Origin of the sequence: Clostridium tyrobutyricum DSM 2637 = ATCC 25755 = JCM 11008 (assembly GCF_000359585.1) — a bacterium.
GTDB lineage: Bacteria > Bacillota > Clostridia > Clostridiales > Clostridiaceae > Clostridium_B > Clostridium_B tyrobutyricum.
This window is the reverse complement of the sequence record NZ_APMH01000018.1, coordinates 1-18385: the sequence shown is the minus strand read 5'-3', so window position 1 is coordinate 18385 and position 18385 is coordinate 1. Positions and strand designations below refer to the sequence as shown.

Below are 18385 nucleotides of genomic sequence, written 5' to 3'. Positions count from 1 at the left end.
ATTGATTAGGTGGGGGATATATTTATGAATGAATTATCTATAAATTGTAGTTTAGAGAATCCTGAAAAGAAAAATTCTAAAGTTGTTATAAACATAGAAAATCAATTCGATGGGGAATTATTATACAAGTACATGATAGGTTGTAATGGAACATGGAGAGTATTAAAAAATTTTACTTGTGAACGGGCTGTAGAATGGATTCCAGAAGAAGACGGAAAATATATAATTATGGTACAAGCTAAGAGCAAAGATAGTAATAAGAGTTTTGACTATGTATCTAGAATGAATTATATTATAGGGGATGTACAGGAAAAGCTTATAAACAGTATTATTTTAAATAAAGATAAGTTCGCATTGGGAGACAAAATAAGAATATTTGTAGATTCTAATAAAACACCTCTTATGTACAGATACTGGATAAGAATAGATAAAAAATGGCAGCTTATAAGAGATTATTCTATAGATAACACACTTTTTTACACGTTAAAGTCAGAAAAAGGTGGAGAGATACTAGTAGAATGCAAGGACATATACTCCAAAAGCGACTTTGATGATTTTAAAAAGGCAAAATTTTCAGTAGAAAAGCTAAAAAAAGTAGAGATAGTAGATTTCAAATGTTTAAGTAATAATTTAATTGAGGATTCTGAAATAAGTTTTAAAGTTATATCTGAAAGTGAAGAAAATAGAACCATACTATATAAGTTCTTCAAAATAAATTCAAATAGGGAAGTGGAATGTATACAAAACTATTCTACTAAAAAAACTGTAAGTTATGTAGAAAAAAAAGCAGGAGATTACAAACTGTTGTGTTTCGCAAAAGATATGTATTCTGCAGATAAATTTGATGATAGGGCAATCTTTAATTTCAGTATAAAAAAATACAAGGATATAATTATAAAGAATTTTACAACAGATTTAAATTCTCCTCAACTTCAGGATACAAATATTACTATTAGTTCAGAAGTTATAGGAGGTAAACAGCTGTTATACAAATATGTTATTGAAGGAGAAGAAATTGAAGACTCTGGATATATAAGCTCTTCTAGTTATGTATGGAGAAGTAAAAAACCTGGAAAATACAAATTAATGCTGTTTGTAAAGGATAAATCCTATACTGGAGATTATGAAACTTGTGATTATATGAATTTTATTATAGATCATAGAAGTAGTGAGCCTGTAGTAATTCAGGATATTACTTTAAACAAAGATAGCAAAATATTAAAGGGAGAAACTATAAGAGCTGTAGTCTCTGCTTCAGGAGGATTGGACTTAAGATATAGTTTTATAATAATAAAAGATGGAAAAATAATTCAAAAAACAGATTGTAATAAAAATAACTGGATTGAGTTTACACCTGATAAAAAAGGTTTTTATGAATTCGAAGGGAGAGTTAGAGACATATATTCTAAAAGAGAATATGATTGTCATTTAATAAAGAGCATAGAAGTATTTGATTACATACCTGCCAATATTGACTATATACTTTGTCCTGTTAGAGAATATCACATGGTAGGAGATAAGATATGTATAAGTATAATCGCACAGGATACTAAAAATATTATAGTAAAATATATTATTAATATAAATGGACACAAAGTTGAGGAAACAGACTTTATAAAGGAAAAAAATTATGCCTTTTTACCTAAATGTAGTGGAAAGTATACTTTGGATGTATTAGCTAAAAATATTCAAAGTGATTCTGATTTTGATTGTAAAAAACATTTTAATATAGATGTAAGAGATGCAGTTCCAATTACAGATACAAAAGTATTTTGTGAAAAAAATAAATTCTTTATAAATAAACCAGTTACTTTTTATGCTTATAATGAAGGCGGACTGGATGTACTTTATGAGTTTTATACTATGGAAAAAGGTGATTGGACACTAGTTCAAAATTACAGCAAAAAAAACAATTACACATTTGTTCCTTTTGATAATGACGAGTATAAGATAATGGTTCTCTGTAAAAGTCAGTATAGTAATAGTGCTTATGAAGATTATGATATTTTTTCATTTAAGGCGAATTAAATAAATACTAAATATAATATTTTTATAGGCGATAATAAATAATATTGTTAAATATTCATAGGTAGGTGAGAAAATGAGTTTAGATGGTATATTAGAAGATAACAATATGAATGTACAAAAAATGGTAGAATTTCAAATGATGACTCAAGTTCTTAAAACTGCATTTCAAAATTCAGATTCATTTGATATTATAATGCAAAGCTTAATTAATTCCATGTCAGATAGTAATGGAAATATAGATTTGTCAAAATTAAATATTGGGCAAGAGGATTTAAGTAATCTTGGTTATGGTGCAGGTGAAAGATTAAACAATATCTATACTGGAGTAAAGGAAGATATAAAAAGTGGCAATATGACTATAGATGAGGCTGTAGATAAGGCATCTAGAAAATATGGAGTGGATAGGGATTTTATAATGGCTGTTATTAAGCAAGAATCTGATTTTAATCCTGAGTCCACTTCTGGTGCGGGAGCCATGGGACTTATGCAGCTTATGCCTGGAACAGCCAGAGAACTTGGAGTAACAGATGCTTACGATGTAGAACAAAATGTAGATGGTGGTACTGAATATTTGAAAAAATTATTAAATATGTATGGAAACTCAAGGGAAATGGCCCTTGCTGCGTATAATGCAGGTTCTGGCACATTGGCCTCAAGAGGAGTTGACAGTATATCCAAGATATCAAGACTTCCTTATGAAACACAAAATTATGTTCAAAAGGTAATCGGATATTATAAAAATAAAACAGTCTGATTAGGCTGTTTTATTTTTATATGATAGAATAGATATAATTGCTTTTTGTAAATCCAAACAAGGAGGTTTTGCAATTTATGGAGAGACTTGATAAAATTTTATCGAATTTAGGATATGGAACTAGAAAGCAGGTAAAGGATATTGTAAAAAAAGGCCGTGTAAAATTAGACGGAGTAATCATAAAAAATAGTTCTGAAAAAATAGATACAGACAAGAATAAAATAGAGGTTGATGATCAGGTTATAAGTTATAAGAATAATATATATATCCTCATGAATAAGCCCGCTGGAGTGGTGTCTGCAACCTATGACAATTATGATGAGACAGTAATAGATATTTTAGATGAAGAGTATAGGACATTTAAACCTTTTCCTGTAGGCAGACTTGACAAAGATACAGTTGGACTTATCATTTTAACTAATGATGGAGAGTTAAATCATAGATTGATAGCTCCAAAATGGCATGTAGATAAAACATATTATGCAGAAATAGACAAAGCATTGGATAAAAGTGACGTAGAAGCTTTTAAAAGTGGTATAGTAATTGATGATGGATATAAGTGCATGCCAGCTGAATTGGATATTATACAAGCTGATAAAGATGGATCTATGGTAAATGTAACGATACAAGAAGGAAAGTTTCATCAGGTAAAGAGGATGTTTAAAGCACTAGGAAAAAATGTAGTATATTTAAAGAGAATAAAAATGGGGCCTATAGAATTGGATGATAGTTTAAGCGAAGGTAATTATAGAGAATTAACTGATAATGAGATGGAAACACTTAAAAAGGAATTGAATATGATTGATTTATTATAGATTAATACTTTAATACATGATAGAATTAAAGTATTATAAGTTAGAAGTTATAGACAAGGGGTTGAGCTGATGGAAGAGTACAAATCCAAATTTAAAAGTAAACAAATGGATTATTTATGTGATGCTGTACTTTCTCTTAAAACAAAAGAAGAATGCTATAGATTCTTTGATGATATATGTACTATAAATGAAATAAAGGCGCTTGAACAAAGACTTCAGGTAGCAAAGATGCTGAAAAATAAAAAAACATATATGGACATAGCCTCAGAAACCGGTGCCAGTACTGCTACAATAAGCAGGGTAAATAGATGCCTGAATTATGGCAGTGATGGATATAAAATTGTATTGGATAGGTTGAAAAATAAATAAATATATGACAGTCTAAATTGAAATGTGCTTAGAAGAGCACATTTTTCTATTCCTATGATTAAATTTCAACTAAAATGTTATAATATTAAACAGAGAAAGAACATTAATTGATAAAAACAGGAGAGGATTTAATGAATTTAAGAAACCTTTTAAATAAAGAACAATATGAAGCTGTTACTACTATAGAAGGACCACTTTTAATACTGGCGGGAGCGGGATCTGGTAAAACCAGGGTTCTTACTTACAGAATAGCTCATATGATTCAGGATCTAAATATTTATCCTTCTAAAATTCTTGCTATAACTTTTACAAATAAAGCTGCTGGAGAAATGAAAGACAGGGTGAAAGCACTTGTTGGAAATGAAGCAGATAATATGTGGATTTCTACTTTTCATTCAAGTTGTGTAAGAATACTTAGAAGAGAAATAGATAAACTCGGTTATAATAAAAATTTTGCCATATATGATAGCTATGATCAAAAAGTTCTAATAAAGCAATGCATGGAAGAATTGGATATAGACGAAAAATATATAACAGGCAGGGAATTAATAAATAAAATAAGTTCACAGAAGGACAATCTAATATCTGCTGAAAGGTATAAAATGGAAAATGAATCCAACCTTAGATTAAACAAGGTTGCAGATGTATATATGCTATATCAAAAAAAATTAAAAAACAACAACGCACTGGATTTTGATGACTTAATATATAAAACGGTTCAGCTTTTTAAGGAAAATAGTGATGTACTTGAGTTTTATCAGAGAAAATTTCAATATATAATGATAGATGAATACCAGGATACCAACAAGTCACAGTATGAATTAGTTGAATTGCTTGCAAAGTCTCATAAGAATATATGTGTAGTCGGTGATGACGACCAATGTATTTATGAGTGGAGAGGTGCGGATATTAGAAATATTCTGGACTTTGAAAAAGACTATCCCAATACAAAGGTAATAAAACTTGAACAGAACTATAGATCAAAGGCAAATATATTAAAAGCTGCAAATGATATTATAAGTAATAATTCTGAAAGAAAGACCAAAGTTTTAAGAACTGAGAATGACAATGGTGACAAGATCAAGTTGTATAGGGCTTATTCTGATATAGATGAGGGAATGTATGTTTCAAGTCAAATAAAGAAAATTTGCAGAGAACAAAATAAACATTATAGGGATTTTGCCATATTATATAGAACAAATGCTCAGTCCCGAGTTTTTGAAGATGTATTTATGAAGAGCAATATACCATATAGAATAGTTGGAGGATTAAAATTTTATGACAGAAAGGAAATAAAGGATATAATGTCCTATCTGAAATTTATAAATAATCCTCTTGATGACGTAAGCTTGAGAAGAATAATAAATGAACCAAAAAGAAGTATTGGAAATACTACAGTAGATAAGGTACAGAATTTTGCTGCATCTATGGACGAGTGTATGTATAGCGTATTACTTGATATAGATGAAGTACTGAGCCTGCCCAAGAGAAGTGTTTCTTCCATAAAAAAATTTGTAAGCCTTATAAATAGCTTTATAAGAAGTAGGGATAAAATCTCAGTTTCCAGTTTGATAAAGGAAGTTATAGAGACTACAGGCTATATTGATAAACTCAAGGATTTAAAGGATGCAGAATCTGTAAGCAGAATAGAAAATTTAAAGGAGCTTGTATCAGCTGCTGTAGAATTTGAATCTACATCTGAAGATAAATCATTGTCAGCATTTTTGGAGAAAGTCACACTTGTATCTGATATAGACAATTTTGATGAAGATGCAGATAGTGTAGTAATCATGACCGTACATAGTGCAAAGGGACTTGAATTTCCTGTTGTATTTATGGTTGGCATGGAAAATGGAATATTCCCAGGAAGCCAGTCTCTCGAAAATTCAGCTGAAATGGAAGAGTCAAGGAGACTTTGCTATGTTGGAATAACCAGAGCAAAAGAAAGATTATATATGACTTCAGCTGAAAGTAGAAGAGTTTTTGGAAGAATGGTATCATATAGTCAATCTGAGTTTCTAAGTGAAATATCAAGCAGTTTGAAGGAATATGATAATATTAATAATAATATAACAACCTTTGGGAATAGAAGCAATTTTAATGACAATAAGTCATGGATGCCTAGAATGACTAAAAAAACATCTTTTGAAGTCAAACGTGATGTTACAATTAAAAATAAAAGTGAAGAAATTGTCAATACATTAAAGGCTGAAAATGTAAAGGCAGGTATGAAAGTGAAACACAATAAATTTGGCATAGGTACTATTGTAAGTGTAAGTAAAAATGGCAGTGATATAAAATTGACAATAGCTTTTGATAAAAATGGAATAAAAAATCTCATGTATGGAGTTGCAAGACTTGAAGCAGTATAAATGACAATTAATATGGAGTGGTAGTTTTGAACAAAGATAGTAATGTATCCAATAAAATTAATGAAATTATAAAAGAATTAAATAAGTACGCATATGATTACTATGTATTGGATAATCCTGCTGTATCTGATAAAGAATATGATAAAAAATATGATCAACTTGTAAAGTTGGAAAAAGAAACAGGAATGGTATTTCCATATTCACCTACTCAAAGAGTAGGTGATACTGTATTAACTCAATTTCAAAAGTATGTTCATAAAAGTAAATTGTGGAGTATGGATAAAGCACAAAGTTTGGATCAAATATATGAATGGCATAAGAGAAATTTAAAAATTGTAGATTTATATAACTCTACCCATGAGGATAAACTTCCTAAATTAAAATATATTTTAACTAAGAAATTTGATGGACTTACTGTAAATTGTACTTATGATCAGAAAGGAAACTTTATAAAGGGTGCCACAAGAGGAACGGGTGAAATAGGAGAAGATGTTACGGAACAAATCAAAACTATAAATTCAATTCCTCTTAAGGTAAATAATAAAAGCCTGATAGAAGTCCATGGAGAAGCTATAATGACCAAAAAAGCTTTTGAAGAGTACAATAAAAAGGCAGATATACCACTTAAAAATTTAAGAAATGGAGCTGCAGGTGCTTTAAGAAATTTAAATGTAGCAGAGACTGCACGAAGAAAATTGTCTGCATTTTTTTATGATGTAGGATATAACGAAGGTACGCCTTTTGAAAATTACACTGAAATGATGAAATTTATAAAAGATATGGGATTACCTCAAGATGATTATATAAAAGAATGTGAAACTATAGATGAAATTAAAGAACAACTTGAGTACATAGAAAGTATAAGAGATGAACTTCAATATGATATAGATGGAGTTGTTATTGTAGTTGATGATATAAAAACAAGAGAATTATTAGGATGTACTATCAAGTTTCCAAGATGGTCAATAGCATATAAATTTGAGGCCCAGGAGGCTACTACAAAACTTTTAGATGTGGAATGGAATGTTGGTAGAAGCGGAAGAGTTACTCCAACGGCTATACTTGAGCCTGTTGAACTTGCAGGAGCTACAATTAAAAGAGCTACATTAAATAACATGGATGATATAATCAGAAAAGGAATTAAAATAGGATGCAGAGTTTTTGTAAGACGTTCAAATGATGTCATACCAGAGATTATGGGAGCAGTAGAAGAAACCCTAAAAGATGGAAAAGAAATTGAAACTCCAACAAGGTGCCCGTATTGTGGAAGTGAGATTATACAGGATGGAGTTCATTATTTTTGTGAGAATACTCTTTCCTGCAAACCCCAGTTAGTTAAGAGTATTGTACATTTTGGAAGTAGGGAAGCCATGAATATAGAGGGATTCAGCGAAAAAACAGCTGTTCAGTTATTTGAAAAATTAAACATAAAATCAATACCTGATCTATATAGATTAAATAAGGAACAACTTATGGAACTTGACAAATTCGGAGAAAAGAAATCTCAAAATCTTATAGATTCCATAGAAAAGAGCAAAGATTGTGATCTGGCTTCATTTATATATGCTTTAGGAATACCAAATGTAGGGAAGAAGACCGCATCTGATCTCGTAAATGTTTTTATGAGTTTGGATAATTTGAAAATAGCAACTTATGAAGAACTTGTAAATATTAAGGATATAGGAGATACAGTTGCAAATACAATTGTAGAATTTTTCAAACAGGATAATATAATAAAAAGTATAGAGGAACTATTGGAATTAGGTGTTAAACCTTATTTTGAAGCAAAGCAAATTGAGAAAAGCATTTTTAATAGCAAAACTGTAGTAGTAACGGGATTACTAAAAAATTATACAAGGATAACTATAAAGCAGAAATTGGAGAGTTTGGGAGCCAAGGTATCTGAAAGTGTAAGCAAGAAAACAGATTATGTAATAGCTGGCGAATCTGCAGGTTCCAAATATGATAAAGCCGTTAAACTTGGAGTTGATATAATAGATGAAGACCAATTTGAAAATATGTTTACAAACAAATAAAAAAGGTTTATCATGTATTATGATTTAATTTAATATAGTTAAATTTTTTATGCTTGGATATTGGAGGATAAAAATGAAAAATACAATAAGTTTCCTAGGATGGATAGGCGTTATTTTTACTATTATTTCATTGATATTGACACTTCTTACCACATATCAATTTGTATATATAAAGTATTTTAATGGCTATTATGTATTTCAGTTATGTATAATTGTAACTATGATTTTGTGGTCAATAAACATGTTGTTTTATAGAAATAATTTTAAGACTATAGTGTATCCTGTGACTTGTGTATTAATAGCATGTGCTGCTATATTTTTTGTGTATATGAGGGTTTATTGATATTTAGAGACAATCTTTTGATTGTCTCATTTTTTATTTAGGAATTTACTATAATTTATATAAATATGTGATAAATTTATTTTTATATAGTTGTGTAAATTTTAATATTATGATAAAAATATAATTAATTATATTTTTATCATAATATTAAAATTGTTTAGAGGTGGAGAGTAAGCATGGCAATTACAAAAGAAGATATTAATTATGTTGCTAAACTTGCAAGATTGGAATTTAAGGAAAGTGAAGAAGATGTATTAATAAATGATCTAAATAAAATGCTTGAATATGTAAACAGCTTAAATGAATTAAATGTAGAAGATGAAGAGGTAGTTATAAACCCATATTATATGGAAAATAAATTTAGAGAAGACAATGTAGAAAAGTCTCTTGAAACTGATGCAGTTATAAAAAATTTTCCTGAACATATTAAAGATTATATTATAGTACCTAAGATTATGTGAAAAGTATATTTTAATAATATACTTATGGAGGCAAATTAATGAATTTTACTGCACATGGATTAAAGAACATGATATTGAATAGAGAAATCAAAGTGGAAGAAGTAGTAAAACTTTATTTAGATAGAATAGATAGTCTGGATTGTAAAGTAGATGCATATTTATATGTATCTTCAGAAGAAGCATTAAAAAGAGCTAAAGAATTGGATAAAAAATTAGTTTCTAATGAAAAAAAGGGAGGACTATTTGGAATCCCAATTTCAATCAAGGACAATATAAGTGTGGCAGGAATGCAAAATACTTGTGCCTCTAAAATGCTGAAAGGATATATATCGCCTTATGATGCTTCCGTAATAGAGAGGATAAAACAAGAAGATGGAATAATACTTGGGAAACTAAATATGGATGAATTTGCCATGGGATCATCTACCGAAACAAGTTATTTTAAAACCACTAAAAATCCATGGAATCTAGAGATGGTACCAGGTGGTTCTTCTGGAGGGTCAGCAGCCTCTTTGGCAGCTGATGAGGCACTATTATCTTTGGGTACAGATACAGGTGGATCTGTAAGACAGCCAGCAGCTCTCTGTGGAGTCGTTGGGTTAAAGCCTACATATGGCAGAATATCAAGATATGGTTCAGTTGCATTTGGATCTACGCTGGATCAAATAGGACCTATGGCCAAAAATGTAGAAGATTGTGCACTACTTACTGAAAACATTGCAGGACTTGATAATAAAGATTTTACTACAGCAGATGTAAAAGTTTCTGAGTATACTAATATTCTTACAGATGATATTAGAGGTAAAAAAATAGGAATACCTAAAGAGTATTTTGGAGAAGGACTTAATTCCGATGTAAAAAAATGTGTTGAAAAGGCTATAGATGTATTTAGACAGAATGGTGTGAAAATTGAGTATTGTGCTCTTCCTCTTTCTACTTATTCACTTGCTGCTTATTATATAATAGGCTGCGCTGAGGCATCATCAAATTTAGCTAGATTTGATGGTATAAGGTATGGATACAGATCTAAGGATTATGCTGATGCAATAGACATATATACAAAATCACGAAGTGAGGGTTTTGGCGATGAAGTAAAAAAGAGAATTATGCTTGGAACCTATGTATTGTCTAAAGGATATTATGATGAGTACTATAAAAAAGCATTGAAAGCTAGAAATCTAATAAAAAGAGAATTTGTAGATATAATGAAAAAATTTGATGCTATAATATGTCCTACTACAACTGATACAGCTTTTAAAATTGGAGAAAAACAAAAGGACAATATATCCATGTATTTATCAGATTTATATATTGTCCCTTCAAATGTAACAGGAGTTCCCTCGATATCAATACCATGTGGAATGGTAAATGGACTCCCTGTTGGAATGCAGATTACAAGTAATTATTTTAGAGAGGATCTGTTATTTAATCTGGCATATAGTTTTGAGCAATCCACAAATTGGCATAACCTAAAACCGAACATATAAAAATTATAAATAAAATCAGAGGAAGTGAATTTGTGTGAAATTTGAATCAACCATCGGATTAGAAGTTCATGTGGAACTTTTAACCAATACTAAAATGTACTGTGGGTGTAGTACTGAATTTGGAGCAAAACCCAATAGTCACGTATGTCCGGTATGCCTGGGACTTCCAGGTGCCCTTCCAAAATTGAACAGAAAAGCTGTAGAATATGCTGTAAAAGCAGGGATTGCCTTAAATTGTACCATAAATAATCATAGTAGAATGGATAGAAAAAATTATTTTTATCCTGACTGTCCTAAAAATTATCAGATAACCCAAGATAAATTTCCTTTATGTAGGGATGGATATATTGATTTAGAAACTAATGGCACTAAAACCAGAAAGATAAGAATAGAAAGAATTCATATAGAAGAAGATGCAGCTAAGTTATTTCATACAGATTCGGGAACTCTAATAGACTATAATAGGGCAGGAGTTCCACTTATTGAAATAGTATCAAAACCAGATATTAAAACTCCAAAGGAAGCTACCTTATATCTTCAAAAGTTAAAAAGCATACTTCAATGTATAGGTGTATCAGATTGCAAGATGGAACAAGGTTCCCTAAGATGTGATGGAAATATTTCCATAAAGAAAATGGAAGAAAGTAAACTTGGGGTAAAAACTGAAATAAAAAATGTGAATTCATTCAAGGGTTTGGAGAAAGCTTTGGAATATGAATATAAACGCCAGTTAAAAACAATTCAAAGTGGAGAAATATTGAAACAGGAAACTAGAAGATGGGATGATATAAAGTCCAAAACTTTTGTTATGAGAAATAAAGAACATGCAAATGATTATAGATATTTTCCAGAGGGAGATCTAGTAGCTATAAATATTTCTGATGAAGAAATAGAAAAAATACGACATACAATACCAGAACTCCCATATAATAGGGCTGCAAGGTTTGTAAATCAAATGCATATATCCAGACAAGATGCATATGTACTTACTATGGATATGGACACAGCTGATTTTTTTGAAAATACCTCCAAGCTTGTTGAAAGACCTAAATCAGCTGCAAACTGGATTATGGGAGATATAGAAAGGCTTGTAAATGAAACTTCCAGGAGTATAAAGGAACTAAAATTTACTCCAAAACAATTATCAGAACTTATAAAGTTGGTGGATTCAGGTGTTATATCAAATAATATAGGTAAAATTGTTATGGAAGAGATGTTTAGAGCTGGAAAAAATCCTGATGAAATAATTAAAAAAAATAAATTAGATCAAAATAACAGTAGAGATGAGATATATGGGATTGTAAGGCGTATTATAGATGAAAATCCGAAATCACTGGAAGATTATAAAAATGGAAAGAAAAGAGCAACTAAATTTATAGTAGGATTGATAATGAAAGATACAAAAGGAAAAGCAAATCCTAAAATTGTAAATGAACTGGTAAATGAAGAATTTAATAAAAGATAGAAGGGGCAAATAAACTGCACCCTCTATCTTCTTTATTTTCTGTTTAAAATTTTTATATATGGCAATAATTAAAAACAGTTAAATAAATTGAGGAGAGTATTATGAAAAAAATTATTTTTACAATATCTACTGTTATAAGTATTGTTTTAATTTTTTTACTAGTAGGCGAAGTTTCTGTAAAAAAGAAAGTTAAACAGGTAAACAGCAGTAATTATGAAAATGCCATAGTTTATAATATAACTAAATCCCCAAAAGATCTAGTTATGCTGAATTCTTATAATATACGTGAAAAAGATATTCTTTCAAATTTATTTGAAGGTCTTGTTAATATGGATGAAGATGGTAAGATAATACCTGGATTGGCAGAAAAGTGGTCTACAAATAAAGACAAAACTGAATATACATTTACTATAAGAAAAGGGGCAAAGTGGAGCGATGGTCATACTATAACCGCAGATGACTTTGTAGATCTTTTTTCAAATATATTAAAAACTAAATCGGATAATTTATATGTACATCAATTAAATCTAATATTTGGAGTTCAAGATTACATTAACAACAATAGTGATTCTAATAATATTGCCATTAAAGCTTTAAATGAGAGAACTTTGCAATTTAGATTGAACTACTCTTCTGATTATTTTTTGAACATAATGGCTGAACCTATTTACTCACTTAGAAAAATAAATGACGATTCACTAAATTGGAAAAAGAACTACAGCAATATACTGTATTCAGGAAGCTTTAAAATAGATAAAATATTAGATAATGGAAGCGTAGTACTGAAGAAAAACAATGATTACTGGAATAAGGGAAATGTAAAAGATAGTAAAGTTGTAATTACTTTTTTTAATAGCAGTGAAAGTGCACTGGCGGCTTTTCACAATGGAGATGTAAATTTATTTACCAATCCACCTATAAGTGAAATGAAAAATATAGAAAACACATCTATTGTTCCTTCATATGGAGGGGAAGAACTTGTATTTAACAGAAGAAAATCTAGTGAGTTGGATAATGGTAATTTTAGAAAGGCCATAGAGCTTTCTATTGATAAAAGGAATATAGTCCAAAATATATTGTTCAATCAGGTAAATGCTTCATCAATTTATGTACCTTATAGCAACGGAAACATATTAAATCAAAATTATATAAAAGCAGATGAACTTTTACCAAAAGTTAAAGAGGCAAAAGAGTTCATGGATAAATCAGAATATAAATATAATGGTATTCCATTAAAACTTATATATGTGAATACAGTGGAAAATAAAAAGGTATGTGATTCAATAGGTAAAAATATTGAAGATACACTTGGAATAGAAGTAAATTGTGTAGGATATAATGAAGATGATTTTAAACAGAAAATTAAAGGTACAGATTATGACATAGCAAAGCTGAGTTATAGAGGAGAATATTACTATCCATTAGCCTTATTAGAAAATTGGGAGTCATCTTCTAAATTAAATTTTGTTAAATATAGAAACAGTCAATTTGATACTAAGATTTTACAGGCAATTTTTGAAAAGGATGATAGTAAAAGATTAACACAACTAAAGCAAGCTGAAGAAATTTTATTGAAGGATACTGCATTAATTCCACTTCATCTTGACAACACTATACTTTGCAGTAAAAATTATGTTAAGGGAGTTTATGTAAATAAACTTGGAAATGTAAAATTAGATAGAGCATATTTGAGTAAATAAACCCTATCTAAATTATCAAATATAAATTTTTTATTCTGATTTGAATACATGAAGTATTAAAAAAAATGAAAACATATTTTTATAAGTATCAAAGGAAAGTTTAGGTGATTTAAATGCCTGCTTTTTTCTACTGTAATTCACGTATTTTGCAAATACTGGAGCAAGTTCACAAGTTTCTGGAGACGGAACTGAAGATATTCTGAAATTTTGTTCTTCTATCAAATCTTCAGATTTCATAGAAAGATTTCTATATCTTTCTGCATTGTTTAGATTTGGAGCTTCAGGCCAGCTTAACACTAATCCAGAGTTTATCAATTGATTGTTGAATATATCTAAAGCTATTAAATTACTTTTATTTTTTCCTTTATTTATATCTGTGTCCAAGAGGCAGTTTATTAAATATAATAATACTTCCAGACATGAAAATTCTATATTTTTCTCGGAAGTATTTTTTAGAAATATTCCTTTTTCAGGATCATAGAGCTTTAATAATTTTTTATAGATAAACTGGGCGTTTTCTTTGGCTTTTATTATGTTTATATGTTTGTATATAAGTATATAATTTATATAATTTATTGAATCATTTTCTACACGGTTTTTTTTACTTGTATTTAATATATATTCATCATTATAAAAATTTTCAAATATTAGTTCAGAAAGATCCAAAATCAGATTTTTGCATCTTTTATCTTTTGAATAACTATAGAATATATTTAATGCAAAACACAATTTTGAGAGTTCTGAAAAAGATTGTTCGTATAATTCTTCTTTTAATTCAATGAGCATGTTAAGTATGTCATAGGCAAAATTTTTAAATTGTTCACGATCATCATCTTCAATTGTAAGACTGCACTTATAGTAAGCAGCCATTAATAGAGCCTGGGTTGCAAAACTGAATTTTTTATTTTTATCTGTAAATTTTGGTTCCTGGGCATATGAGCTATTTTCATGTTTCTTATCTACAAAAACCCCTTGGTTGTTTCTAAAATATAGGGCATAGAATTCAAGCTGCTTTCTGCACATATAGGCATATAATTTGCCTAAATTGTATTTATTATTGTCTTTATCTTTAAAAGAATTATAATAATTGCACAGTTCCAGAAGACACAGTGTCATAAAAGCATTGCTTTCGATGTTTATATCTTTTTTAAATTTATCATCATTCCAGCAAAGCTTGTCATTTATGTTTATAAGATTAGGATTTGCTTTTCTATATACACATAAAAGTGGAGAAACATTTTTAAATGTGGTAATATCAAAATTAGGTAAACTTTTGGATTTCATATCTTTTAGCGATATAGGGATACCACATTTTGAATAGAGAACTATTTGTTTTATAGATTCTTTTGTTAAATAAAATAATTGTGATTTGATATTATCGGGCTTTATTTTATTGATTTTTAAAAAGGGTCCTATATATTTCAAAATATACACCTACCATAAATTAATCCTTATATAAATAATATGAAACAGGACTTAAAATAGTTACTATTTATTTAAAAAGAAAGGAAGAAATTTTATGAAAGTTGGTAAATTGGACTGGGATGATTTAAAATATTTAATAAATAACAATAAGACGGTATTGCGAGAAGATGTTAGAATACGAAGCGGCATAGGTGAAGATTGCAGTGTGGTAAATTTTGGAGATAAAGAATGTGTACTTTCTACAGATCCAATAACAGGTGCAGATAAAAATAGTGGAAAATTAGCAGTAAATATAAATTGCAATGATATAGCTTCATGTGGTATTGAACCTGTAGGTATACTGGTTACTATTTTAGCGCCAGAGCACAGTACATTGGAAGAAATTAATAGTGTTATGCAGGAGATCGACTATGAAACTAAAAAGCTGAATGTGGAGATATTAGGAGGACATACTGAAGTAACTAGAGCTGTAAATAAAATGGTAATTTCCTGTACAGTAATAGGTAAAGGAGAGGATAAAAGTGCAGTTGCAACTTCTGGAGCAAGAGAAGGCGACGATATAATAATTACTAAAAATTTATGTTTAGAAGGTACAAGCATTATAGTAAATGACTATGAAAAGGAAGTTGCAAATATATTATCAGAAGCAGAGATAAAAGAGGCTAAGTCATACATAGAGAATATAAGTGTAGTAAAAGAAGGTTTGATATCAGGAAAATTTGGGGTAAACTCTATGCATGATATAACTGAAGGAGGAATTCTTGGAGCAATTTGGGAAGTAGCTAAAGCCAGTAAAAAAGGATTTAAAATATATAAAGATAAGATGCCTATAACTGAAATAACAAGTAAATTATGCAGTAAATATGATATAGATCCACTTAGATTGATTTCTTCGGGGAGTATGCTCATAACTGCTGAAAATGGTAAATCATTAGTGGAAGTTTTGGAAAAACACAATATTAAAGCTTGTATTGTAGGTAAAATTACAGATGAGAAAGGTATACTTATAGATAAGAATTGTGAAAATGAAGTTGATCCACCTAAAAGAGATGAATTATTTGTGTTTAAGGAAAAGTTAAGCTAATTATTTATAGTTTTGAAGTTATAATATGAAAATTAATAAAATAAGTAAAATTAGTGTTTATATGGACAGGTGATAAGTGTGAAAAAAATAATAATAGCAAGCAATAATAAAAATAAAATAAGAGAAATTCAACAAATATTTTCAAAATATCCAGTAAAATTTTTTTCTGTGAAGGAAGTTGGAATAGATATAGATATAGTTGAAGATGGAAATACCTTTATGGAGAACGCCTATAAAAAGGCCAAGCAAATACATGATATAACAGGTGGAATTGTAATTGCAGATGATTCTGGGCTTATGGTAGATGCATTAAATGGTGCTCCAGGAATATACTCTGCAAGATTTTGTGGAGAACACGGCAATGATAAAAAAAATAATGAAAAGCTGTTAAAATTGTTGGAAGATAAAGATGAAGAAGATAGAAAGGCAAAGTTTGTGTGTGCAATTGTGTTGATTTTAGATGATAATAAAGTAATAAAAGTAATTGGAGAAGTTTATGGAACAATAGCTCATAGTGAAATGGGAGATAATAATTTTGGATATGATCCATTATTTTATGTTCCTGAATATAATAAAACATTTGCTCAAATGCCTGCCAATTTAAAAAATTCAATAAGCCATAGAGCTAAAGCACTTGAAGCTTTAAAGGAAAAAATAGATTCGTTTATGAAGGAGGATTGAAATTGAAAATAGGAGTAATAAGTGATACACATGGATACAATACAAGTATAAAAAAAATTGTTAAAATATTTGACAATCCAGATTTAATTATACATTTAGGAGATAATGTAGGAGATGTAGATTACATAAGGAAAGTATATAGTGGGAAAATTATAAATGTAAGAGGAAACTGCGATTTTTCCACAGATGCTCCAAGTGAAAGATTAGAAGTAATAGGCGGAAAAAGATTTTTTATAACTCATGGTCATAACTATAATGTAAAATATGATTTGTTGAGACTTAAGTATAGGGCAATGGAATTAAAAGCAGATGCAGCATTATTTGGACATACACATATATCTGAGATTACTTGTGAAGATGGAATATGGTTGATTAACCCTGGAAGCCCGCATCTATCCAGGGATGGGCGTAATAGTGTGGCGATAATAAACATAGAAAATGGCAGTATAAATGCAAGTATTGAAGAAGTTTAAATTAAAAACTTTAAAAAATTTTGAAATAACTATTGACGAATTACATTATTTCGTGTAGAATAATCTATGTCGTTGAGTGCTTGAGAGTTTTCAAAGAAAACTTGGGTACAGACAATAGATTTATTGATTTCGGGGTGTGGCGCAGATGGGAGCGCGCGTGGTTTGGGACCATGAGGTCGCAGGTTCAATCCCTGTCACCCCGACCACATGAATCATTTTATGCGGGTGTAACTCAGTGGTAGAGTGCTAGCCTTCCAAGCTAGTTATGAGGGTTCGATTCCCTTCACCCGCTCCAGAGTGCGCGTCTTTAGCTCAGTTGGATAGAGCAACGGCCTTCTAAGCCGTGGGCCGGGGGTTCGAATCCCTTAAGACGCACCATTAATGCGCCATTAGCTCAGTTGGTAGAGCATCTGACTCTTAATCAGGTTGTCCGGGGTTCGGATCCCCGATGGCGCACCATTAAGTATTAAGTATAATGTGGTGGACGTAGTTCAGTTGGTAGAGCGCCAGATTGTGGTTCTGGTTGTCGTGGGTTCGAGCCCCATCGTCCACCCCATAAATAAGTTGGGGTGTAGCCAAGTGGTAAGGCAATGGACTTTGACTCCATCATTCGTAGGTTCAAATCCTGCCATCCCAGCCAAACTTTGGTTCACTAGCTCAGTTGGTAGAGCACATGACTTTTAATCATGTTGTCCGGGGTTCAATTCCCCGGTGAGCCACCATTAGTTTTAAAATTATTTTAATTATATTTTTCAATATGCAGGTGTGGCGGAATTGGCAGACGCACTAGACTTAGGATCTAGCGCCTTTGGCGTGGGGGTTCGACTCCCTTCATCTGCACCATTCATATAATTAAAATGAGCGGGAGTGGCTCAGTGGTAGAGCGTCACCT

15 protein-coding genes and 8 tRNA genes are annotated in these 18385 nt (G+C 30.2%); 22 read left to right on the top strand and 1 reads right to left on the bottom strand.

Features of this window, described 5'->3' with window-relative positions; translation table 11 throughout:
* The first annotated feature begins 24 nt into the window (after positions 1-24).
* The 11 genes from J418_RS0108680 (at position 25) to J418_RS0108630 (ending at position 13830) form a co-directional block, all read left to right on the top strand.
* The gene (locus J418_RS0108680; protein WP_017895378.1) at positions 25-2028 is read left to right on the top strand and encodes a triple tyrosine motif-containing protein; all 2004 of its coding nucleotides are present in this window, start codon (positions 25-27) and stop codon (positions 2026-2028) included.
* A 73-nt stretch (positions 2029-2101) separates the two neighbouring features.
* Positions 2102-2782, top strand: coding sequence for a lytic transglycosylase domain-containing protein (locus tag J418_RS0108675; protein WP_017895377.1), 681 nt, complete (start codon positions 2102-2104; stop codon positions 2780-2782).
* A gap of 77 nt (positions 2783-2859) precedes the next feature.
* The gene (locus J418_RS0108670; protein ID WP_017751942.1) at positions 2860-3597 is read left to right on the top strand and encodes a pseudouridine synthase; all 738 of its coding nucleotides are present in this window, start codon (positions 2860-2862) and stop codon (positions 3595-3597) included.
* 69 nt (positions 3598-3666) lie between these two features.
* Entirely contained in the window at positions 3667-3966 is a 300-nt protein-coding gene (locus J418_RS0108665; protein WP_017751943.1) for a YerC/YecD family TrpR-related protein, read from the top strand.
* A gap of 131 nt (positions 3967-4097) precedes the next feature.
* The gene (pcrA, locus tag J418_RS0108660; RefSeq protein WP_017895376.1) at positions 4098-6338 is read left to right on the top strand and encodes a DNA helicase PcrA; all 2241 of its coding nucleotides are present in this window, start codon (positions 4098-4100) and stop codon (positions 6336-6338) included.
* Positions 6339-6364: 26 nt separating this feature from the next.
* Entirely contained in the window at positions 6365-8374 is a 2010-nt protein-coding gene (ligA, locus tag J418_RS0108655) for an NAD-dependent DNA ligase LigA (RefSeq protein WP_017895375.1), read from the top strand.
* 73 nt (positions 8375-8447) lie between these two features.
* A complete protein-coding gene (locus J418_RS0108650; protein ID WP_017751946.1) occupies positions 8448-8717 on the top strand; it encodes a hypothetical protein in 270 nt (89 codons plus the stop codon).
* Between the two features lie 176 nt (positions 8718-8893).
* Positions 8894-9178, top strand: a complete 285-nt coding sequence (gene gatC, locus J418_RS0108645; protein WP_017751947.1) for an Asp-tRNA(Asn)/Glu-tRNA(Gln) amidotransferase subunit GatC — start codon at positions 8894-8896, stop codon at positions 9176-9178.
* 38 nt (positions 9179-9216) lie between these two features.
* Complete coding sequence (gene gatA, locus J418_RS0108640) at positions 9217-10665, top strand: Asp-tRNA(Asn)/Glu-tRNA(Gln) amidotransferase subunit GatA (RefSeq protein WP_017751948.1); 1449 nt, start codon at positions 9217-9219, stop codon at positions 10663-10665.
* 34 nt (positions 10666-10699) lie between these two features.
* Complete coding sequence (gene gatB, locus J418_RS0108635; RefSeq protein WP_017895374.1) at positions 10700-12130, top strand: Asp-tRNA(Asn)/Glu-tRNA(Gln) amidotransferase subunit GatB; 1431 nt, start codon at positions 10700-10702, stop codon at positions 12128-12130.
* Positions 12131-12231: 101 nt separating this feature from the next.
* Complete coding sequence (locus J418_RS0108630; RefSeq protein WP_017895373.1) at positions 12232-13830, top strand: peptide ABC transporter substrate-binding protein; 1599 nt, start codon at positions 12232-12234, stop codon at positions 13828-13830.
* Positions 13831-13860: 30 nt separating this feature from the next.
* On the opposite strand, the gene J418_RS0108625 is transcribed toward J418_RS0108630, so the two are convergent.
* On the bottom strand, positions 13861-15255 hold the full coding sequence (locus tag J418_RS0108625; RefSeq protein ID WP_017895372.1) for a hypothetical protein: 1395 nt from the start codon (positions 15253-15255) through the stop codon (positions 13861-13863).
* Between the two features lie 94 nt (positions 15256-15349).
* Between J418_RS0108625 and J418_RS0108620 the strand changes: the two genes are divergently transcribed.
* The 11 genes from J418_RS0108620 to J418_RS0108570 all read left to right on the top strand — a co-directional run bounded on the left by J418_RS0108620 (position 15350) and on the right by J418_RS0108570 (position 18336).
* Positions 15350-16339 carry an AIR synthase family protein gene (locus J418_RS0108620; protein ID WP_017751952.1) on the top strand — a complete coding sequence of 330 codons (990 nt, stop codon included), beginning with the start codon at positions 15350-15352 and terminating at the stop codon, positions 16337-16339.
* Positions 16340-16417: 78 nt separating this feature from the next.
* On the top strand, positions 16418-17020 hold the full coding sequence (locus J418_RS0108615) for an XTP/dITP diphosphatase (protein WP_017895371.1): 603 nt from the start codon (positions 16418-16420) through the stop codon (positions 17018-17020).
* Between the two features lie 2 nt (positions 17021-17022).
* A complete protein-coding gene (locus J418_RS0108610; protein WP_017751954.1) occupies positions 17023-17493 on the top strand; it encodes a metallophosphoesterase in 471 nt (156 codons plus the stop codon).
* A 130-nt stretch (positions 17494-17623) separates the two neighbouring features.
* Positions 17624-17699, top strand: a tRNA-Pro gene (locus tag J418_RS0108605).
* 15 nt (positions 17700-17714) lie between these two features.
* Positions 17715-17788 (top strand) — tRNA-Gly (locus J418_RS0108600).
* A gap of 6 nt (positions 17789-17794) precedes the next feature.
* Positions 17795-17871, top strand: a tRNA-Arg gene (locus J418_RS0108595).
* Positions 17872-17876: 5 nt separating this feature from the next.
* Positions 17877-17952: transfer RNA gene (locus tag J418_RS0108590), tRNA-Lys, on the top strand.
* A 21-nt stretch (positions 17953-17973) separates the two neighbouring features.
* A tRNA-His gene (locus J418_RS0108585) sits at positions 17974-18049 on the top strand.
* A gap of 9 nt (positions 18050-18058) precedes the next feature.
* A tRNA-Gln gene (locus J418_RS0108580) sits at positions 18059-18133 on the top strand.
* Positions 18134-18139: 6 nt separating this feature from the next.
* Positions 18140-18215, top strand: a tRNA-Lys gene (locus tag J418_RS0108575).
* Between the two features lie 37 nt (positions 18216-18252).
* Positions 18253-18336 (top strand) — tRNA-Leu (locus J418_RS0108570).
* The last annotated feature ends 49 nt before the right edge of the window (positions 18337-18385 follow it).